Origin of the sequence: Cytobacillus gottheilii, from assembly GCF_018582665.1 — a bacterium.
Taxonomy (GTDB): Bacteria; Bacillota; Bacilli; order Bacillales; family Cytobacillaceae; genus Cytobacillus; species Cytobacillus gottheilii.
On sequence record NZ_CP071709.1, the window covers coordinates 187,501 to 208,727 of the forward strand.

Annotated in this window: 21 protein-coding genes and 1 pseudogene (1 of these 22 running past the window's edge); 20 read left to right on the forward strand and 2 right to left on the reverse strand. The window is 39.1% G+C overall.

The window, feature by feature from the left end; genetic code table 11:
- The 3 genes from J1899_RS01045 to rocF all read left to right on the forward strand — a co-directional run.
- Positions 1 to 286 carry the 3' portion of a VOC family protein gene (locus J1899_RS01045; RefSeq protein WP_214476927.1) on the forward strand. 110 nt of this gene lie to the left of the window's left edge, so the window shows 286 of its 396 coding nt (coding positions 111-396); the start codon falls outside the window, past its left edge; the stop codon is at positions 284 to 286.
- 42 nt (positions 287 to 328) lie between these two features.
- Positions 329 to 850 carry a GrpB family protein gene (locus J1899_RS01050; protein WP_214476929.1) on the forward strand — a complete coding sequence of 174 codons (522 nt, stop codon included), beginning with the start codon at positions 329 to 331 and terminating at the stop codon, positions 848 to 850.
- 132 nt (positions 851 to 982) lie between these two features.
- The gene (gene rocF / locus J1899_RS01055) at positions 983 to 1,879 is read left to right on the forward strand and encodes an arginase (protein ID WP_066441428.1); all 897 of its coding nucleotides are present in this window, start codon (positions 983 to 985) and stop codon (positions 1,877 to 1,879) included.
- A gap of 148 nt (positions 1,880 to 2,027) precedes the next feature.
- Here the strand turns inward: rocF and J1899_RS01060 are convergent, their stop codons facing one another.
- Complete coding sequence (locus J1899_RS01060) at positions 2,028 to 2,189, reverse strand: aspartyl-phosphate phosphatase Spo0E family protein (RefSeq protein ID WP_082851568.1); 162 nt, start codon at positions 2,187 to 2,189, stop codon at positions 2,028 to 2,030.
- A 171-nt stretch (positions 2,190 to 2,360) separates the two neighbouring features.
- Here J1899_RS01060 and sigW point away from each other — a divergent pair, with 171 nt between their 5' ends.
- The 14 genes from sigW (at position 2,361) to J1899_RS01130 (ending at position 18,575) form a co-directional block, all read left to right on the forward strand.
- On the forward strand, positions 2,361 to 2,924 hold the full coding sequence (gene sigW, locus J1899_RS01065; protein ID WP_066441425.1) for an RNA polymerase sigma factor SigW: 564 nt from the start codon (positions 2,361 to 2,363) through the stop codon (positions 2,922 to 2,924).
- 16 nt (positions 2,925 to 2,940) lie between these two features.
- Complete coding sequence (locus J1899_RS01070) at positions 2,941 to 3,576, forward strand: anti-sigma factor family protein (RefSeq protein ID WP_214476931.1); 636 nt, start codon at positions 2,941 to 2,943, stop codon at positions 3,574 to 3,576.
- A 391-nt stretch (positions 3,577 to 3,967) separates the two neighbouring features.
- The gene (cdaA, locus tag J1899_RS01075; protein WP_066441420.1) at positions 3,968 to 4,807 is read left to right on the forward strand and encodes a diadenylate cyclase CdaA; all 840 of its coding nucleotides are present in this window, start codon (positions 3,968 to 3,970) and stop codon (positions 4,805 to 4,807) included.
- Positions 4,800 to 6,116: a CdaR family protein gene (locus J1899_RS01080; RefSeq protein ID WP_066441418.1), complete on the forward strand. Its 1,317-nt coding sequence runs from the start codon at positions 4,800 to 4,802 to the stop codon at positions 6,114 to 6,116. The genes cdaA and J1899_RS01080 overlap by 8 nt, the downstream gene beginning before the upstream one ends.
- A 19-nt stretch (positions 6,117 to 6,135) precedes the next feature.
- The gene (glmM, locus tag J1899_RS01085; RefSeq protein ID WP_066441415.1) at positions 6,136 to 7,488 is read left to right on the forward strand and encodes a phosphoglucosamine mutase; all 1,353 of its coding nucleotides are present in this window, start codon (positions 6,136 to 6,138) and stop codon (positions 7,486 to 7,488) included.
- Between the two features lie 88 nt (positions 7,489 to 7,576).
- Positions 7,577 to 7,753, forward strand: coding sequence for a hypothetical protein (locus J1899_RS01090; protein WP_214476933.1), 177 nt, complete (start codon positions 7,577 to 7,579; stop codon positions 7,751 to 7,753).
- 317 nt (positions 7,754 to 8,070) lie between these two features.
- A complete protein-coding gene (gene glmS / locus J1899_RS01095) occupies positions 8,071 to 9,873 on the forward strand; it encodes a glutamine--fructose-6-phosphate transaminase (isomerizing) (protein WP_214476934.1) in 1,803 nt (600 codons plus the stop codon).
- A 454-nt stretch (positions 9,874 to 10,327) separates the two neighbouring features.
- The gene (locus J1899_RS01100; protein WP_214476936.1) at positions 10,328 to 11,650 is read left to right on the forward strand and encodes a hemolysin family protein; all 1,323 of its coding nucleotides are present in this window, start codon (positions 10,328 to 10,330) and stop codon (positions 11,648 to 11,650) included.
- Between the two features lie 549 nt (positions 11,651 to 12,199).
- Positions 12,200 to 13,153, forward strand: a complete 954-nt coding sequence (phnD, locus tag J1899_RS01105) for a phosphate/phosphite/phosphonate ABC transporter substrate-binding protein (RefSeq protein ID WP_066451092.1) — start codon at positions 12,200 to 12,202, stop codon at positions 13,151 to 13,153.
- Between the two features lie 213 nt (positions 13,154 to 13,366).
- Positions 13,367 to 14,140: a phosphonate ABC transporter ATP-binding protein gene (gene phnC, locus J1899_RS01110; protein ID WP_214476939.1), complete on the forward strand. Its 774-nt coding sequence runs from the start codon at positions 13,367 to 13,369 to the stop codon at positions 14,138 to 14,140.
- Positions 14,137 to 14,949: a phosphonate ABC transporter, permease protein PhnE gene (phnE, locus tag J1899_RS01115; RefSeq protein ID WP_214476941.1), complete on the forward strand. Its 813-nt coding sequence runs from the start codon at positions 14,137 to 14,139 to the stop codon at positions 14,947 to 14,949. Before phnC ends, phnE (J1899_RS01115) begins: the two co-directional genes overlap by 4 nt.
- Positions 14,949 to 15,746, forward strand: a complete 798-nt coding sequence (gene phnE, locus J1899_RS01120) for a phosphonate ABC transporter, permease protein PhnE (RefSeq protein ID WP_214476943.1) — start codon at positions 14,949 to 14,951, stop codon at positions 15,744 to 15,746. The genes phnE (J1899_RS01115) and phnE (J1899_RS01120) overlap by 1 nt, the downstream gene beginning before the upstream one ends.
- A gap of 295 nt (positions 15,747 to 16,041) precedes the next feature.
- Positions 16,042 to 17,400 (forward strand): IS1182 family transposase, encoded by a 1,359-nt coding sequence (locus tag J1899_RS01125; RefSeq protein WP_214475360.1) that lies wholly within the window; start codon positions 16,042 to 16,044, stop codon positions 17,398 to 17,400.
- Between the two features lie 335 nt (positions 17,401 to 17,735).
- Entirely contained in the window at positions 17,736 to 18,575 is an 840-nt protein-coding gene (locus J1899_RS01130; protein WP_066451079.1) for a manganese catalase, read from the forward strand.
- Positions 18,576 to 18,639: 64 nt separating this feature from the next.
- On the opposite strand, the gene J1899_RS01135 is transcribed toward J1899_RS01130, so the two are convergent.
- Positions 18,640 to 19,131 (reverse strand): hypothetical protein, encoded by a 492-nt coding sequence (locus tag J1899_RS01135; protein WP_214476945.1) that lies wholly within the window; start codon positions 19,129 to 19,131, stop codon positions 18,640 to 18,642.
- Positions 19,132 to 19,381: 250 nt separating this feature from the next.
- Here J1899_RS01135 and J1899_RS01140 point away from each other — a divergent pair, with 250 nt between their 5' ends.
- From J1899_RS01140 to J1899_RS01150, 3 genes and pseudogenes are all read left to right on the forward strand, one after another.
- On the forward strand, positions 19,382 to 19,549 hold the full coding sequence (locus tag J1899_RS01140; RefSeq protein WP_214476946.1) for a hypothetical protein: 168 nt from the start codon (positions 19,382 to 19,384) through the stop codon (positions 19,547 to 19,549).
- A gap of 15 nt (positions 19,550 to 19,564) precedes the next feature.
- Positions 19,565 to 19,882: pseudogene (locus J1899_RS01145) on the forward strand (redoxin domain-containing protein); the annotation flags it as partial.
- A 293-nt stretch (positions 19,883 to 20,175) separates the two neighbouring features.
- Positions 20,176 to 21,162 (forward strand): glycoside hydrolase family 43 protein, encoded by a 987-nt coding sequence (locus J1899_RS01150; RefSeq protein ID WP_214476951.1) that lies wholly within the window; start codon positions 20,176 to 20,178, stop codon positions 21,160 to 21,162.
- Positions 21,163 to 21,227: the final 65 nt, after the last annotated feature.

Genomic DNA, 21,227 nt, shown 5'->3' on the forward strand with positions numbered 1-21,227 from the left:
ATGGGAAAAAGGGCAAAGCTGGAAATTAGAGAACACCTATATTGTTTTTGTTCAAACAGAAGAAAGGTTTCTTGATATTCCTTATCATAGGTGTAGGGTAGGACTAAACCATTTAGCCTTTCATGCCAGCTCACATGAACATGTAGATGAATTAACAAGGAGACTAAAGAATAAGGGGATTAAAATCCTCTATAATAATCAACACCCATATGCGGGAGGGAAAGACCATTATGCTGTGTATTTCGAAGATCCTGACAGAATTAAGGTTGAACTTGTCGCTCCATAGAGCTATTGGCAAAGCACATCACCAATCGGAGGAGAGATATAAATGAGAAAGGTGGAGGTTTCTCCCTACAATTCAGATTGGATTAAATTATTTGAGTCAGAGGCGGAAAAAATCAAGCTGATCTTTGGACGAGATCTACTGGCCATTCATCATATTGGCAGCACAGCAGTAGAAGGATTAAGTGCTAAGCCAGTCATAGACATTATGCCAATTGTACATAACGTATACAGAGTGGATGCTCATAATGAAGCAATGATCTCGCTTGGATATGAACCAAAAGGAGAGAATGGAATTAGAGGTAGACGTTATTTCCAAAAGGGAGGAAATGACCGCACACATCACATTCATATTTACCAGGAAGGCAGTATAGATATAGCACGGCATATCGCCTTTCGGGACTACTTGCGTAATCATCCAAAGATAAAAGAACTATATGGAGAATTAAAAATGCAATTGGCATCTATATATCCATATGATATCGACGCTTACATAAAGGGTAAGGAACCCCTTGTAAAACAAATTGAACAAAAAGCATTACAGTGGACAAACCTAACCACTGGATAATGTTTCAAATGAGCTAAATGCTGCTCTTTCCTCTTATGACCGCATATATATACATAATTTTGTTGAGTTGAGTCATTTCTTTGAAAGCGGTTAAAATAAAGGAGTTACATATATTATAAGGGGGATCTGCTGATGAGAAAGCTCAAGATAATTGGAATGCCTATGGACTTAGGACAAATGAGACGTGGTGTGGATATGGGTCCGAGTGCCATTCGCTATGCAGGGGTATATGAACGCTTACAGAACCTATTTGATGAAATTATAGATGAAGGTGATATTCCTGTCGGCCGGCCGCAAGTTGAAGTAGATCCAGAATCAAATCTTAGAAACCTGCCTTTAATAGCGGAAAAAACAGAATTACTTGCAGAGAAAGTAGATCAAGCCATTTCAACCGGTTCCTTTCCACTCGTGCTTGGCGGAGATCATAGCATTGCCATCGGCACATTGGCAGGTATATCGAAGCATTATAAAAATCTGGGTGTTATTTGGTACGATGCACATGGAGATCTGAATACATCTGAAACATCACCAAGCGGAAATATTCATGGCATGCCTCTAGCTGTGAGCATGGGCATCGGCCACGAGCTATTAGTGAATGTAGGGAACTATGCACCGAAAGTGAAGCCGGAGCATATTGTCCTCATCGGTGCACGAGCTTTAGATGATGGTGAAAAAGAACTTATTAAAGAAAAAGGCATTAAAGTTTTCACAATGCATGAAATTGATCTGATGGGGATGGCAAAAGTAATGGAGGAAACCATCGAATATTTAAAAGATAAAACAGATGGTGTGCATCTTTCATTAGATTTAGATGGCCTCGATCCAAATGATGCACCAGGTGTAGGCACACCAGTCATTGGCGGGATTAGCTACCGGGAAAGTCATTTGGCCATGGAACTCTTAGCAGAATCAAAACTCGTAACTTCAGCTGAATTTGTGGAAGTTAACCCTATATTAGATGAAAAGAATAAAACAGCGACTCTAGCAGTTGCATTAATGGGCTCTCTACTTGGAGAAAAATTACTATAACAGCATAATAAGCAGATAATAGAACAAAAGTGATTTCTTTGTTGAAGTCACTTTTTTTATTTAGAAAGGACTTCATATATTCTCAAACAGTCTTAAAAACAAAAAAAGCTATTGGAAGTAACCAAATAGCTGAATTCAAGTAATAGGTTTATTTGTTTTTTGATTGAATCATATTGTATTCATTCAGAAGCTGATCCAATTTTACGCTTGTCCGAATCACTTCCTCGCTTGATAGTGAAGTGGTTGCTGCAAGGTGAACCATTTCACGACGATGGAATTCAATGTCATTTAATAAGGCATCTACACACATAAAACCATTCCTTTTAGTGTAATTTACTACTTTTATACCCTCAGAGGAAATTTTTTAAACCACTTGAGTAAAAATTTGTTAATATAGAGATTGAAGAATTTAAAAAAAGTGAAACCTTTTCCGCTATCGATTCGTAATATCGTATAGCCGCACTAGAGCGGAGGTAAATAAATGGAGACAATCGTAAAGAAAAGGATCAAGCAGGTCATAAAGGGAGACCAGGACGCTTATGCAGAAGTGGTGGAAATGTATAAGGATAAGGTCTTTCATGTATGCTTTCGGATGTTAGGCAATAGACATGAGGCGGAAGATATTGCACAGGAAGCATTCCTAAGAGCATATGTTAATATTACGAGCTTTAATATCGAGCTAAAGTTTTCAACGTGGTTATATAGAATCGCGACAAACCTTTGTATAGACCGGATCCGCAAGAAAAAGCCAGATTATTATTTAGATGCAGAAGTAGCAGGTACGGATGGCCTAAACATGTACTCACAAATTGCCTCGGATTCGAGACTTCCTGAGGAAGAGGTTCAAAGTCTTGAACTGCAGGAAACCATTCAAAGAGAAATTTCTAAGTTGCCAGAGAAATACCGCTCTGTTATCGTATTAAAGTACATTGAGGAATTATCCCTAAATGAAATCAGTGAAATATTAAATCTGCCGCTTGGAACAGTTAAAACAAGAATCCACCGAGGCAGGGAAGCTTTAAGAAATCAATTACGATACCTTTAAAAAGAGGGTGAGAACTTTGAAATGCCAAGAAGAAATCGTCGTATATATGCATGAGTATTTAGATGATGAGATCTCAGCCGAACAGGAAAAAGAATTAAGAGAACATCTGCAGCAATGCCCAGATTGCCAGACGCACTTTCATGAATTAAAAAGAACCATTGCCCTTGTGCAAAGTTCTTCACATATACAAGCACCATCAGATTTCACCGCAAGTGTGATGGCGAGACTGCCAAAAGAAAAAAAGAAGGTGGGCATGCAGCGCTGGTTAAGGCATCATCCGCTTTTAACTGCAGCAAGTCTCTTTATTGTCTTAATGACAGGCAGTTTACTTTCATCCTGGAATGATGATCCGCATCTTTCTGTATCAAAACAGCCCAATCTTGTAATCGAAAATGACACAGTTATTGTTCCAGCAGGTGAAGTTGTAAAGGGTGATGTTGTTGTTAAAAATGGCAATCTCAAAATTGATGGACAGGTTGAGGGCAGTGTAACAGTAATTAATGGTGAAAATTATCAGGCTTCAGCTGGCCATGTAACAGGTGAAATTGAAGAAGTGAATGAACTGTTCGACTGGATGTGGTATCACATTAAAAATACGGCTGAGGAAGTTATGAATATTTTCGGTGAGACAGAAACCGTTAAAACTCAATAAAGCAAGTGGAGACCGCCTCCTCTTGCTTTTTTATTTTCTGTTTTATTAAATGAGCATCATGGAAGGAAATTTCATATATATGCTAGAAGTAAGTGGAGTCCATCCCTGTGGCTAAAAGAAGTTTCGATGCAAATAGGATAAAAAGTGAATAACAGCCGATGGAGATTGCATGGAACTTTGCCGCATAATTGCTGGAAAGGGTAAGATAAAGGAAAATCAACTGAAAATTGGATTTACACTGAAATATGATATAATATGAAAGTTACATATAACCAATGGCCTTAGAGTAAATATTGGCTTTTGAAATGTTTTTAACTATAAAGTCCATAAAAATTCAGTTTTAAAACGGGATTACTTTGGAACTTTCTACTATAGATCTGGAGGAAGAGCAATGTCGTTTTTGGATTTCTCGTTTGCAGATTTCTCTTTATTTAGATTATTATCGAACACAATTGATATTCTCCTTGTATGGTTTGTTATATATAAACTGATTATGATTGTAAAAGGTACAAAGGCTGTACAGCTTGTAAAGGGGATTTTTGTGATCTTGCTTGTTAAGATCATTAGTGATCAATTCCATTTACAGACGCTTGGATGGATGATGGAGCAAGTGCTGCTTTGGGGGTTCCTGGCTATCGCAATCATTTTCCAGCCAGAGCTGAGAAGAGCACTAGAACAGCTTGGACGCGGGCGATTCTTCTCTAGAAGCGGGCATCAGGAAGAGGAAGAGCAGGAAAAATTAATTGAAGCAATTGCCAAAGCAGTTGATTACATGGCCAAACGGAGAATTGGTGCTCTGATCTCACTTGAACGGGAGACAGGCATGGGGGATTATATTGAGACAGGTATACAGCTTCATTCAAAGATTTCCTCTGAGCTGCTGATTAATATCTTTATTCCAAACACTCCGCTGCATGATGGAGCAGTAATATTACAAAAGAATCAAGTTGCCGCTGCAGCCTGCTACTTGCCGCTCTCAGAGAGCCCCTTTATTTCAAAGGAGCTGGGTACAAGACATAGAGCAGCCCTTGGCATCAGTGAGGTGACCGACAGTATAACCATTGTCGTATCAGAGGAAACGGGCAGTGTGTCCGTCACTAAAAATGGCGAGCTGCACCGAGAACTCAAATCAGATCAATTTAAAGAAATGCTCACTAAAGAGCTTCTTTCTCAATCTGCTAAGCAAACTTCTTCCGCTCGATGGAATTGGAGGGGAAAGAAAAATGGATAAGTTTATTGATAAGCTCATCGATACTAGCTGGTTTATGAAAGTATTTGCGTTGATTCTTGCTTTGCTTCTGTTCGACTCACAATATGATCCTGATAAGGATGTCAGCGAAATGAATGTCCCGAGTGAGCATGATTCAGAGGTACTCGAAGATATTCCAGTGAAAAGCTACTACGATACTGAAAATTTAGTTGTAACCGGAGTGCCGGACACCGTCACTGTTACAGTCTCTGGCCCTCGCGCAAATTTGCAGCAGGTAATCGTGCAGCAGGATTTTGAAGTTTATGTTGATCTCACGGAAGCTGAGATTGGCACACAAAATGTTCCGCTGCAGATCAGTGACATATCCGAGAGACTTGAAGTTACCATTGAACCTGGAAGTGCAGAAGTAACTGTACAAGAGAAAGTATCAGAGGATTATCAGGTTGAAGCTGAGTTTAACCAAAACTTGCTTGGAGAAGGGTTCACAGCTGAGCAGCCTGTTGTAGAACCTAATACCGTTACCATTACGGGGGGCAAAGATGTTGTTGATCGTATTGCTTATGTAAAAGCAACGATGAATAATTTAGAAGGTCCTATTACAGAAACTGTAACAGAGGCAGCAAGTGTAAGTGTGTTCGACCGGGATATGAATAAGTTAAATGTCGTGGTTGAACCTGCTGAAATTGAGGTCACGATTCCTGTTGAGCAGCTTGCGAAAACGGTGCCTATTCAAGTGGTACAAGAAGGAAGCCCTGCCAGCGGTTATGTGATTGATTCCATAACACTTGATGTGGACGAGGCTACTATTTCAGGAAGCGAGACTGTACTTAGTGAAACAGAGAATGTCCGAGTTGAAGTAGATGTGAGCGGCCTGGAAGAGGATACAGAACAAACCTTGCCAGTGATCATATCAGATGGCATCACTGAAGTGGACCCAGAACAGGTAACTGTTCGAATCGGAGTTTCCGCTGTTAACACAGGCGAAGATGAAGGCAATGATAGTGGCGAAGAAACGCAGGATCAAGATCAGGCACAAAATACAGAGGAAACAAGAACCTTGGTTAATCTGCCCATACAGCTTTCAGGTTTGGGTGAAAACTATAATGCAAGATTCCAAACACCTGCAAATGGGAATACAAGCCTTACGGTTCGAGGACCAAGAAATGAAATACAGGGACTTGCTTCAAATGACTTTGATTTAATGTTAAATTTGGAGGATTTAGAGGAAGGGGATCATGAAGTCGAGATTAATGTAAACGGTCCCCCTAATCTGAACTGGAGTTTAGCTGTTGAAACGGCTACCATAACAATTTCACAAAAAGAAGCTTAAAATAAGGAGCGATTTTTTCATGGGTAAATATTTCGGTACTGACGGAGTGCGAGGAGTTGCAAATAGTGAGTTAACACCGGAGCTGGCGTTTAAATTAGGACGCTTTGGCGGCTATGTTCTAACGAGAAATCAAGACAGGCCAAAAGTTCTGATTGGGCGTGATACACGCATTTCCGGACATATGCTGGAAGGAGCCTTGGTAGCTGGCCTTTTATCAATTGGAGCTGAAGTGATGCGTTTAGGTGTTATTTCAACACCAGGAGTTGCTTATTTAACAAAAGCTCTTGGAGCAGAAGCAGGAGTGATGATCTCAGCTTCTCATAATCCAGTTGCAGATAACGGCATTAAATTTTTCGGGCCAGACGGCTTTAAGCTTTCTGATGAACAGGAAAATGAAATTGAGTCACTCATGGATCAGCCTGAGGACAGCTTGCCCCGTCCTGTAGGAGGAGACCTTGGTCAGGTAAATGACTATTTCGAAGGCGGCCAAAAGTACCTGCAATATTTAAAGCAAACAGTAGACGAAGATTTCTCAGGCATACATATTGCTCTAGACTGTGCGCACGGTGCAACCTCACCGCTTGCAACACATTTATTTGCGGATTTGGATGCAGATCTCTCCATGATGGGAGCATCGCCAAATGGGCTTAATATTAATGAAGGTGTCGGCTCTACACATCCAGAAGCACTTGCTGCATTCGTAAAAGAGAAAAACGCCGATGTTGGTCTTGCTTTTGATGGAGATGGAGATCGTCTAATTGCCATTGATGAAAATGGTGATATCGTGGATGGCGACCAAATCATGTATATTTGCGCTAAATACATGAAGGAGCAGGGCAGACTGAAACAGGGAACGGTTGTATCAACAGTTATGAGTAATCTGGGCTTCTATAAGGGCTTAGAGGAGCATGGCATTCAAAGCGTGCAAACAGCTGTTGGTGATCGTTATGTAGTTGAAGAGATGAAAAAGAACGGCTATAACCTGGGCGGCGAGCAATCTGGTCATATTATTTTCCTTGATTATATTACGACTGGTGATGGTCTGCTTTCCGGACTTCAGCTTGTAAATATCATGAAGATGACGGAGAAGCCGCTATCCGAACTTGCGAATGAAATGAAGAAGTTTCCGCAAAAGCTTGTCAACATTCGAGTAACAGACAAGCATCATGTTACAGATAATGAAAAAGTAAGTGCAGTGATCTCTGAAGTTGAGAAAGAAATGAATGGAGATGGCCGCATCCTAGTTCGCCCTTCTGGCACAGAGCCGCTTGTGCGCGTTATGGCAGAGGCTCCAACAAAAGAACAATGTGATTCTTATGTAGAAAGAATAGCGGAAGTTGTTCGGGCAGAAATGGGTTTAAAAGAAGAATAGATATTCAAATAGGATATGCATGGGGGAACATTTTACTTCCTCCATGCATATTTTTATATGGTCAGTCATTTTAAAAGAAGTGAACAGAATGCTCTTGCAGAAAAATCCAATTGTGAAAAATTGTTCATTCTTTAGGTTATTGATTGACGAACTTTACTATTTACGGTATGATAATCCTGTTTTTGTAAGCGGTTTGGCTGCAAAAACGAATTTAAAGAAGGAGGAAAGGGATGGAATATTTACAAATAAAAAGCGCCTGGACTAATCCGCGGACGGTCATGGATTAGTTGACGAGGAGGAGGTTTATCGAATTTTCGGCGGATACCTCCCGGTTGATAGCAAAACCGAAATTTCTTCTTTAAAACATTAAGGCAACTTGATGCACAAAGAGAAGAGAATGCTAAATAAAAATGAGCAGAACGCCATAAACTAACAGAAAGAATGCTGAGAATGGCTATGCTTTTATACGGACTCTTTTAAAGGTCCGACATCATACAACCAAAAATAAAAAATTACAGAGATAAGGGGCAAGTATGCCCTATTTATAAGGCTTCTTGCCCCTTCACTAGGAGGAAAAGAAGTATGTGTGGTATCGTTGGATTTATCGGTAATAATGACTCAAAGGAAATTTTACTAAAAGGCTTAGAAAAGCTTGAATATAGAGGCTACGATTCAGCAGGAATCGCGGTTATGAACGAAGATGGTGTTCAAGTTTTCAAAGAAAAAGGCCGTATTGCAGATTTGCGCTCAATTGTTGAAGAAGATGTTCTTGCAAATACAGGAATCGGGCATACTCGCTGGGCAACACATGGTGTACCAAGCACAGTTAACGCTCACCCGCACCAAAGCACAACAAGCCGCTATACACTTGTTCATAATGGCGTTATTGAAAACTATGACCTTTTAAAGCGTGAATATCTTCAAGGTGTAGCGTTAGAGAGTGACACAGATACTGAAATTATCGTTCAGCTGATTGATCTATTTGCCAAAGAAGGCCTAAGCACGGAAGAGGCTTTCCGCAAAACACTTGGTCTTTTAAAAGGCTCTTACGCAATCGCTCTATTGGATGAAGAAAACAAAGAAACGATCTTTGTTGCTAAAAATAAAAGCCCGCTGTTAGTTGGACTTGGTGAAGATTTCAATGTTGTTGCTTCAGATGCTATGGCAATGCTGCAGGTGACAAACCAGTATGTAGAGCTTATGGATAAAGAGATTGTTATTGTTCAAAAGGATCAAGTAACAATCCAAAACATGAACGGCGAAACAATCAGCCGCGACCCATATACAGCTGAATTGGATGCAAGTGATATTGAAAAAGGCACTTATCCGCACTATATGCTAAAAGAAATCGATGAGCAGCCGCTTGTGACACGTAAAATTATTCAAGCGTATCAAAACGATTCAGGCAACCTGACGATTGATGAAGAAATCATTTCTGCTGTAAATGATGCTGATCGTATTTATATCGTTGCAGCTGGTACTTCTTATCATGCAGGCCTTGTTGGAAAGCAATTTATTGAAAAGTTAGCGAAAATTCCTGTAGAAGTGCATATTGCGAGTGAGTTTGGCTACAACATGCCAATTCTATCTGAAAAGCCATTGTTCATCTTTATTTCTCAAAGCGGAGAAACAGCAGACAGCCGCGCAGTACTTGTAAACGTAACGAAGCTTGGCTACAAAACGCTAACAGTTACAAACGTACCAGGATCAACCTTATCTCGTGAAGCAGATTACACATTGCTTCTGCACGCAGGTCCAGAAATCGCAGTTGCTTCCACAAAGGCTTATACGGCTCAGCTAGCGGTATTAGCGATTTTAGCGGAGGTAGCCGGCGCAAGCAAAGGCTTCAAGCATGAATTTGATTTAGTGCAAGAGCTGGGTATTGTCGCAAACGGCATGGAAGTGCTTTGCGATGCGAAGGAAGAGTTCGAAGATATTGCGCGCAGCTTCCTTTCTACAACGCGTAATGCTTTCTTCATCGGCCGCGGCATCGATTACTATGTTGGTCTTGAAGGCTCACTGAAGCTTAAAGAAATCTCTTATATCCAAGCAGAAGGCTTTGCTGGCGGAGAACTTAAGCACGGAACCATTGCCCTAATCGAAAACGGTACGCCAATCATCGCTCTTGCTACACAAGAAAGTGTAAACCTAAGCATTCGCGGCAATGTAAAAGAAGTTGTAGCCCGCGGTGCAAACCCATGCATCATCTCGATGAAGGGTCTTGAAATGGATGGAGATACATTCATCATCCCAGAAGTGCACGAACTATTAACACCACTTATCTCTGTTATCCCGCTGCAGCTAATTGCTTACTACGCAGCTCTTCACCGCGACTGTGACGTCGATAAGCCAAGAAACCTGGCGAAGTCGGTTACGGTTGAGTAAGAGGTTGGGATAGAATAAACAAAAAATCCTCTAGGGTCTCCTTAGAGGATTTTGTTTTTATGTACAGATTCGTTATGTACGCTAGACTGAACGCTCTCTGATTTCCCTCATTTTAAGAAAAACTCTTCTTCAAGATTATAGCCAAAGTAATTGGATAACTTACATAGCACTTCGGTAAGGGGAATATTGTAACTTGAAAAACACACTTCCAAGGAGCTGCTAGCAGGTTTTCATAATTGCTCTAATAATAAGAAGCACTGATTCTTCTTGAGAATTGGTGCTTTTTTGCGTTTAGATGGTGTGAATAGCCGAATTTAATTTAGAGAGCTAAGCCTTCTTCACTGCCGATAGAAACAGATGTTTAGAAATATATTTAAAAAGGAAATTTTGATAATTAAACAGCACTCAAGAGATATTAAGTATATAAAATCATATGAAAGAACGGTGAAATCTCTTGGACAATATAGGCATATCTATCTTAATCATATTGATTCTTATAGTGGCGAATGGTCTTTTTGCGATGACAGAGATTGCCATTGTAACATCTAAGAAAGCCCGGCTTGAGAGAATGCGTGATGAAGGAAATAATAAAGCAGCATATGCATTGAAATTAGCTGAGGATCCTAATCAATTACTATCAACCATTCAAATAGGCATTACCTTAATTGGTGTCATTACAGGTGCTTTTGGAGGAGCAACGATTGCCCGCCAGTTATCTGTTTATGTAGAACAGATTGACTTTCTTGCTCCTTACAGCTACCAGTTAAGCTTTATTATTGTCGTTGGGATCTCTACTTATTTATCGTTAATTATTGGTGAATTAGTTCCTAAGAGAATTGGTTTAGGAAATCCTGAGAAAGTTGCGAGTGCTGTTGCGAAGCCGATGTATTATTTTTCAAAAATTGGACGGCCTCTCATTTGGATATTAAGTAAATCAACTGAACTTCTTCTGAAAATTTTAGGGATTAAACCAAACAATGAACCAAATGTAACGGAAGAAGAAATCACACAGCTAATTGAAGAAGGTGTTTATAGCGGTGTGGTTGAAGAAATAGAGCAGGATATCGTCGAGCAGGTTTTTTATTTAGGAGATAAACGCCTAAGTGATATCCTGACAACTCGCACCAAGCTTATTTGGCTGGATATTGAAGATTCGTTTCAGGAAAATATGAAAATGATAAATGAAAGCCCACACTCTAAGTTCCCAGTTGGAAAAGGAAGTTTAGATCGTTTTCTTGGGATTATTCATACAAAAGACCTCTTATCGAAAGTGGCTGGAGGAGAGAAATTTGATCTGGCTGATTGTATTGAAGATACTCACATTCTTCCCGAATATATGAAAGTATTTCACGTGTTGGAAATCTTAAAAAAGTCCGGCAAACATGAAGCGGTAGTAACAGATGAATATGGAGGCATAGAAGGCTTTGTAACTCTTCATGATATTATTGAAAATATTGTTGGGGACATGCCGGAGGATGACGAAGAGGTTCCGCAAATTATTAAAAGAAATGAGGATACATGGCTGGCAGATGGGCTTGTTTCCATAGATGCCTTTATCCGATACTTCGACTTAGAGGACTCATCACTTTTAAAGGATCGAAGTCATTATCATACAATCGGCGGACTGTTCGCATACATAATTGGAAACTTACCAAAAATAAAAGATACCATTCAGGTAGAAGATTTAGAGATTGAAGTAATTGATATGGATGGAGCAAGGTTAGATAAATTGTTAATCACGAAGTTAAATACAGAAAAAGATATTGAAGAAGAATAGGCGGTTCTTATAAAGTTGCCTGTTTATATTAAAAACGAATCTATTCTTCCAGATGCTTAATAAATAAGATTGAGACAGTATTTTAATCTTGATAAGCCCGAACCATTAGCGGAACTTTATGCTCCCTAATTGTTTCGGGTTTTTTTGAGTTGAACACAACATATAAAACGGGTGGAATAGAGGGTAGGGTGAGCACCCTCAGAAGGCCAGATTCCGCAGTACAATGTAACGGTTCTGTTTGAATAGCTGATCCCTTATTTTAATAAGAAAAATAGGTCGTACAGAAAAAAATTAGCGATAAATATATACCCGTTATTCATAGACTTATGCATTTACCCATGTAAATATTTCGTAAATCTAATCATGATCAAAAATAGTAAATACTACCTAACCCTTTGAGCTTCAATAGATAGGCAAATAGAGGTGATTTCACCGAATGTAAAGCCATGTAAAAGCAGTGTAAAAAAACCCCAGAATGGTAGAAAAGTAGATTTTCCGCAGTCATAATAGGTTTTAGGCAAAATTCATAAACTTCGGGAGGAATTAATTATGAAAAAATTTCTTGGTTTCTTGCTAATAACTCTATTAGCAGTAACTCTAGCAGCTTGCGGCGGAGAATCTTCAAGTAATGAAGATACATCAGGAGATTCAACAGATGATAGCAATGGAAGTGAAACTACTGAAACACCTGAAAGTCTTGTAATGGGATTTGTACCATCACAGGATTCAGATACAATTGCGGATACTGTTGAACCTTTAGCTGATCGCTTAAGCGAGGAGCTTGGCATGGAAGTAGAAGGTAAAGTTATGACAGATTACTCAGCACTTATCGAAGCAATGGGTGCAAATGAAGTACAAATTGGTTTCATTCCTGCATTTGCTTATGTACTAGCTAATGAGCAATACGGTGTTGATGTTCAATTAAAATCTGTTCGTTACGGAAGCGGAACTTATAAAGCACAATATGTTGTTCGCGCTGATTCTGGCATTGAGTCTTTAGAAGATTTAGAAGGAAAAATCTGGGCTTATCCTGATGCTGCTTCAACTTCTGGATTCCTTTTCCCAGCAGCACAATTAATGGGTGAGTTTGATATTGCTTCTGCTGAAGCGCTTCAAACTGAATTTTTCTCTGAAGCTATTGCAGCTGGCGGTCATGACACAGCAGCGATTGCTGTTTATGAAGGCGATGCAGATGTAGCAACTACATTTGATGATGTTCGTGGTGACCTTGTTGAGGAGTATCCAGATATTGAAGAAGAATTAAAGATTCTTGGCTATACTTCAGATATTCCAAACGATACAATCTCTACTGTTAAAGAATTAGATGAAGAGCTAGTTACAAAAATTAATGAAATATTCCTTTCTTTCAACGAAGATGAAGAAATGATCAAAATCATGAACGAAGTATACAGCTGGGATGCCATTGAGGCAGCTGAAGATGCTGAATACCAAGTTGTTCGTGACACATACTCAAAACTTAAAGATTCAATTACTTTAGACTAATATTGAATAACTTGGAGAGAGGAGGCAAGTTCTCCTCTCTTTTTACACTTTTAATAAGGTCAATTTGTATCATAGTTCATTCACTTAACGCAATTTGATCTGAAGTGTAAGGCAGTTTCCACCTTATCGGCTTGCCAATTCAGCAAACTCGCTTAAAGCAAGCTAAGAATTGAGGCTGTTAGAATACACCGAGAATAAAAGGGGTTATATCCAATGATTGAATTTAAAAATGTTTCCTTAACATATCCAAATGGAACAAAAGGTTTAAAGAATGTGAACTTAACAATTAATGAGGGTGAATTCGTTGTGATTGTCGGCCTTTCAGGTGCCGGTAAATCGACGTTAATCCGAAGTATAAATAAACTTGTTACAGCGACTGAAGGCGAACTATTAGTTGATAATGAAAATATTTTAAACCATAAAGGGAAAAGACTTCGCAGCCTCCGCACAAAAGTCGGAATGATCTTCCAAAATTACAATCTTGTAAAACGTTCCAATGTCTTTAAAAATGTATTAGCTGGCCGGCTTGGTCACACTGGCACATTGCGTTCACTCTTCAATTTATTCTCCAAAGAGGACCGCAGTCTTGCGTATGAAAGCCTTAAGCGTGTAAATATTGAAGAAAAAATATACAATCGTGCCGACGAACTAAGCGGCGGACAGCAGCAGCGTGTAAGTATAGCGCGTGTGCTTACTCAAAAGCCGAAGTATATCCTGGCAGATGAACCTGTTGCATCACTTGATCCGCCTACTTCTCACCAAGTTATGACATATTTAAGGAAAATCAATCAAGAAGATAATATTACAACGGTCGTGAATCTTCACTTTATTGATATGGCGATGGAATACGCGGATCGTATTATTGGTATGCGAGCTGGTGAGGTCGTATTTGATGGCCCTGCTTCAGAAGTATCTGAAAAAACATTTGAAGAAATATATGGCCGAACAATACGTGAAGGTGATCTTCGCGGAGGGACTGAGGCATGACAGAAAAAGAAATAAAAAAAACCAGTACCCAGTCACCTTCGGTTATTCCCTTAAAAGCCAAGTTTCGAGTTACAGTTATTTTCTTTATTGTACTAGCATTCTACCTTTTTAGTTCCTTTAAAACAGAATCTTCAATAACTGAGTTTATTGATGGAATTGGAAATATGGGAGAGCTATTTCAAAAATTTTTCCCGCCTAATTTAAGCCTATTTCAAGCCATTTGGCCAGCTTTAGCTGAAACAATTCAGATGGCTATTATTGCAACGACAGCTGCAGGAATTCTCTGTATTCCATTAAGCTTACTGGCAGCCAATAATGTTACAACCAATAAAATTCTTTATAATCTTGTCCGCTTTTTATTGAATATTTTAAGAACGATTCCAGATCTGGTACTTGCTGTTATTTTCGTTGCGTTATTCGGGATTGGAGCATTACCTGGTATTATCGCACTGGTTATCTTTTCCCTAGGATTACTAGCCAAATTAATAAGTGAAACGATTGAAGCAATTGATATGAATCCTTTAGAGGCGATGCAAGCATCTGGAGCGAATACAATTCAAACTATTTACTATGCTGTTGTGCCGCAAGTACTGCCTCAATTTACGTCATTTGTTTTATATGTTTTTGAAATTAATATCCGTGCCTCTGTTGTATTAGGGTTAGTAGGTGCCGGTGGAATTGGACAAATCCTTGATCAGCAGATCAAGTTCTATGAATATCCGAATGCAATGGGTATTATTATTATCATTTTTGCATTGGTGGTAATCATTGAATATATTAGTACAAAAGTAAGGGAGGCGATTGTCTGATGATGCATAATTTACCTCCTAAACCGAAGCGTTCAACTTTTAAGACAGTGCGAAATATCCTTATTGGGGTTATTTTAGCCGGGATCTATATTTGGACATTTATGGGGATTGATATTGACTTTGCCAAAGCTGTAGAACGGATGACTAACAATTATGCCCGTATTATTCCCAAACTTTTAGATCCTGACTGGTCAGCTCTATCAGATGTTTGGGCAGCCATGGTGGAAACGATTTATATCGCCTTTGCCGGCTCTTTAATGGCAGCTATTCTTGCCATTCCTCTTGGTTTCTTAGCTGCGCAAAACATGACAAATAACAGAGTATTAACGACAATTGGAAAATGGATCCTAAGTGCAATCCGTGCTTTCCCGGATATCATTTTAGCCATTTTATTTATAGTTGTTGTCGGACCAAAGCCTTTTGCGGGAGTCCTTGCCATTGCAATTGGTTCTACAGGAATGCTAGGGAAATTGTATTCTGAAGTTCTGGAATCTATCGATACAAATGTGGTGGAAGCCATGGAAGCGAATGGAGCTAACAAGCTGCAGATACTAGTTCATGGAATCCTTCCGCAGATTACACCTGAATTTCTTTCCTATGCCATCTATCGTTTTGAAATCGATGTGCGTGCTTCAACCATCCTCGGGATCGTCGGAGCAGGAGGTATAGGAACATTAATTGTATTTGCGAAAATGAATCGAAACTGGGAGGAAATGGGGCTTATCCTGTTGATGATCATTGTTGTTGTAACAGTCATTGACCTCATCTCTACTCAGATTCGGAAAAGACTTGTTTAGCAATTGGATCATCATATTGATTGGCTGACTTAATGGTGTTTCATTAAGTCAGCTTTTTTAATTAAAACGAGAACCATATTACGTAAGGGTGATCACATTTCCCTGTTTCATAAGATATAGATCGATGGGATTAGCATTCAGGATGGCATTTGAAAGGTTAATCTTAAAAAAGAGCTAATGGAAAGAGTCTTCTTTTGAAGGCTCTCAGACTGTAGACAAACTCGATGAAAATCGAGTTTGCCTACAGTCTTTTTTGTTTTAGAATAAAAGGAGAATAAGGTTAGAGGTGATGAAGATGCTTTCCAAACATAATTCAATTCAACGTGATCAGCTTGAAATGGTTGCGTTAGATCAACTGGTACCTGAAAACCATTTAGTACGAAAAATGGAGGCTGCAATTGACTTCTCCTTCATTTATGATTTAGTAAAAGATACATATTCAGAAGTAGGTCGTCCAAGCATTGACCCGGTAATTTTAATAAAGCTTACTTTTATTCAATATACCTTCGGTATTCGGTCCATGCGCCAAACCATTGAGGAACTAAAAACAAACATGGCTTATCGCTGGTTTTTAGGATATGGATTTTATGATAAAGTTCCTCACTTCTCTACCTTCGGTAAAAACTATGAGCGTCGTTTTAAAGATACTGATCTATTTGAACAGATCTTCTATCGAATCTTAAAAACGGCCACGGAAAAGAAATTAATTAGCGCTGAACATGTTTTTATTGACTCGACACACGTAAAAGCAAGCGCGAATAAACATAAATTTGCGAAGAAAGTTGTGCGGAAGGAAACACGCGCATATCAAGAACAGCTTCAGACAGAAATCAACGATGACCGTGAAGATCATGGGAAGAAGCCATTTCCACCTGATAAATTTGAAAAAGAGGAAACAAAAGAGATCAAAGAAAGTACCACAGACCCAGAAAGTGGCTACTACGTCAAAGACGAACGCACTAAACAGTTTGCTTATTCGTTTCATGCCGCCTCTGATCGCAACGGATTTATCTTAGGAAATATAGTTACACCAGGAAACATTCATGATAGTGGAATCCTTGAGCCTTTAGTTGAACGAGTGATTGATAGAGTTGGAAAACCTGAAGCCGTTGCCGCAGACGCAGCTTATAAAACACCTGCCATCACGAAGTACTTAATTGAACATGAAATAACACCTGCACTCCCTTATACACGACCACGTACAAAGGATGGATTCTTCCGAAAGCACGAATATGTTTATGATGAACATTTTGATTGTTATATTTGCCCAGCGGGCAAAATTTTGAACTATTCAACTACCACCAAGGAAGGCTACCGTGAATACAAATCATTGAAACAGACTTGTGCCACTTGTTCATTATTGCACCAATGTACACAGAGTAAGAATCACCAAAAAGTGGTGACCCGGCATATTTGGCAGGAATATGTGGAGGAAGCGGAACATCTTCGCCATCACAAAGATGTAAAACCAATATACGCAAAGCGAAAGGAAACGATTGAGCGTGTTTTCGCTGATGCAAAAGAAAAGCATGGAATGCGTTGGACAACGTTAAGGGGACTTAAAAAATTGTCGATGCAAGCGATGCTTACTTTCGCGTCCATGAATTTAAAGAAAATAGCCAACTGGACGTGGCAGGACCCAAAAACAGTATAAATCTGAGGATAGGATAGCTGCATTCTGTCCTCTAAAGGAATAAAAATAGAAAAAAACTTCAAAAGGGGTTCGGAATGAGACCATTCCGAACCCCTTTTGTCTACAATCTGAGAGTCTTCTTTTGAAGGCTCTCCTTTTTTATTGGAAATCTATTTATTAAAGTTTTACACCTTGAATGATGGGTAAAAAAAGAATCGTAGACAGGAGATCCACAAAATCGAAAAGCTGCTTTTTGGTAGTAAGACTAATGGGTCACTTGCCTGCACAATGTTATACCTATTTGTGCTAAGTGCCCAAATCTTACTCGAAAAGCCTCTTAAATTAGGAGGAATATCATGTTTCGACATCAAAAAGAATTGCAATTTGAAGTAAAAGTAGATCGTCCCGACCCGCAGCTCGCCAAGCATATTCAAGAAGTATTAGGTGGTCAATTTGGTGAGATGTCAGTAATGATGCAGTATTTATTTCAAGGCTTTAACTGCCGCGGCAATGAAAAATATAAAGACATGCTAATGGATATCGGTACAGAAGAAATTGGCCATGTTGAAATGCTTTGCTCTTTGATTAGCCAATTGCTGGATGGCACTTCACCTGATCAGCAGGCAGAAGCAGCTAAAGATCCGACTTTGGCAGCCATTATGGGAGGAGTGAATCCTCAGCATTTAATCGTTAGCGGACTAGGGGCTACTCCTAAAGACTCTCAGGGTGTTCCATGGAATTCAGGTTATATAATAGCCAGCGGAAACCTGCTTGCTGATATGAGAGCAAATCTTAACGCAGAAAGTCAGGGAAGACTTCAAGTGGCCCGTATTTATCATATGACAGATGACGAGGGTGTTCGTACTACACTCCGTAAAATGCTTGCGCGTGACCGCTATCATCAATATCAGTGGATGGCTGCGATTGCCGAACTCGAAGAGAAAAACGGGGTAGTCGTACCTGCTAGCTTCCCGCCAGAAGCAGAGCAAGAGGCTCAGCCTCATGGATTAGAATTTTGGAACCTATCACAAGGCGAGGAATCATCTACAGGGCTGTGGGCTACTGGAAGTGCACCAGATGGAACGGGAGATTTCGTCTATGTAACTGAACCAGCAGCACAAGGCAACATCCCAGACCCCAAAGTCCCTGCAACAGAAGTGCATCATGATCTTGATGGAAAAACTTCCGATAAATAATATATGTAATACATTTATAAAAACCCTTCTCAAAACGAGAGGGGCTTTTTATTTACTCCATTTATTAAAAGGATTCTTCAGTCTTTCCTCTGCTTGAACCATGCTTTGTAAACTTTTCATATATAACCTGGAAACCATATAACACAAAGGACTTTATTAGAAAAACAAGTGATAATTGAAACTTTGTTAGCCTTACTAAATATGCGTAACCAATTTTTTTAAACCATTCCATGCCAAAGTATGTAAAGAGAGAATCTACTAGGATATTTACTAATAGATACAAATTAAACTTCCCGTAGGTGAATTTTAATATCCACATAGACCCAATTAGGAACGGGCCGAGTATAATGGGTAAGCCTCCCAGAAAATTTGATTTAAGGGAAATGGGAAACCACCACCACTTTCTCTTTTCTGCAAATCTAAATTCAAAAATGATATACAGACTCATGAAAAGGGAGGAAAGAATAAACCTTTTCACTGATTTTTCACCAAGCAAAGGAAGGGATAACCAGGATAGCAGCACCATTCCTATATTTAAATAACTTGCCTTTTTCATTCGAACACCCCTGCAATTATACTTATATAAGTACTATTGCCTTTAAACGAGGCGTTTATGATTTAAATGGTAAAAAAGTGTAACAAATCTGAACTGCTATAAATTGGTTTATTCTTTTTCTGCATTGTACCTAAGAGGGAAATCATGTATCCTTTTTATTATTAGTTCTTAGTGTTATTCATCAAGAGAATGGAATAGAGGTAGGCAGGTTAATTGCAGAGAGTTTAGAAAAAATCAAAAGGAGATAAAAATGAAAACAAGATCATTTCTTTTCATCATTTTGTCCATGCTCATTTTATCAGCTTGCGGACAAAAATCATTGAGTGAGCCTATGACTCTTCTAAATCAGAATGCAGAAGAGGTTACATTTCCATCAGACAAACCGGCAGTATTTTTCTTTATTACAACATACACCTGAGGACTTTGCGCACAGCAACTGGTTCAGTTGCACGAAAATATGGATATGTTAGCAGATTTAGACGTTGATATGTACGTAATTAGCAAGGATTCTCCTGAGGAGCAGCTTCAATTATACAATGCTTTAAACGATGAATTTGGTCAAAGTATTCCTTTCATTTCTGATCCCGAACTAGAGCTAATTGATTCTATGGGAATGAAAAACGGAGATGTAGCATACAGAGGCTATGGGGTCATCGATTCTGACGGCAATATCGTACTTACTGAGAAGAACGATCATTGGGGAGAGCAGATTGAGGATACTGTAGAGGATATTAAAGAGAGTGTAAAATGAGACACGAGGGGAACCTCTGTCTCTTTTTTTTAATTAAGAAATAGTACCTAATGAGAATAAAGTATACTGCCATTAAGTCTTTAGCTTCTCCTTTCAGGCTTGCCAATCGGCATGTTTATTTAATATTAAAAGGTTGAAAATGGTTTTAGTTAGAAAGTTGAATGCCTTGTACATTAGAAACAAAGGTAAATAAAAAACTATTTTATATAATAATTAGTTTGTTGGGTATACAAAGTTACCAAACTAGCTTTATAATAAAATTGTAATTGTCAATAAATTTAAGGAGGAACACGATGGCGAACAATCCTAAATTTAACGAGCCTATAGTAACTCATATCTTTACTGCAGATCCTTCTGCACATGTATTTGATGGAAAGCTGTATATTTATCCTTCACATGATCTTGAGCATGATGAACCATCCAATGACAATGGTGATCAGTATAAGATGGAAGACTATCATGTATTATCATTAGATGATATTGGCGGAGAATGTGTAGATCATGGAGAGGTGCTTCATTTAAGAGATATTCCCTGGGCGAGTAAACAGCTTTGGGCTCCGGATGCTGCACATAAAAATGACACCTATTACTTATTTTTCCCAGCAAGGGATCATGAAGGTATCTTTCGTATTGGTGTCGCTACAAGCAAGAAACCAGAAGGCCCATTTAAACCAGAAGAAAATTATATTCCAGGAAGCTTTAGTATTGATCCGGCTGTTTTTGTGGATGAAGATGAAAGCGCTTATATGTACTTTGGGGGACTTTGGGGTGGACAGTTGGAAAAATGGCAGACTGGAGATTTTAGGCCAGATGGGGAAGGTCCAGACCCTTCAGAACCTGCCTTAGGACCAATAGTAGCTGAATTAAACGATGATATGCTAAGTTTTAAAGGTGAGCCGAAGGAAATTTCTATTGTAGATGAGAACGGAAATCCTCTTTTGGCAGGGGATGAAGATCGCAGATATTTTGAGGGCCCTTGGCTTCATAAGTACAATGATCTTTATTATTTATCCTATTCAACAGGAACAACCCATAAAATTGTTTATGCTACAAGTGAAAATCCATACGGTCCATTTGAATATAAAGGTACGATTCTAACTCCTGTATCCGGCTGGACTACCCATCATTCGATTGTTCAATATAAGGACAAATGGTATCTGTTCTATCATGATTGCTCATTATCCGGCGGTGTGGACCATAAGCGATCAGTGAAATATACAGAACTAAACTATGATCAGGACGGAAGGATTCAAACGATTAATCCGTATGGAGACAAATAAGTTTAGGATTTGGCTGACGTTCCTTTTATGGAGTCAGCCATTTTAAATTAATATGAGAAGAGGCA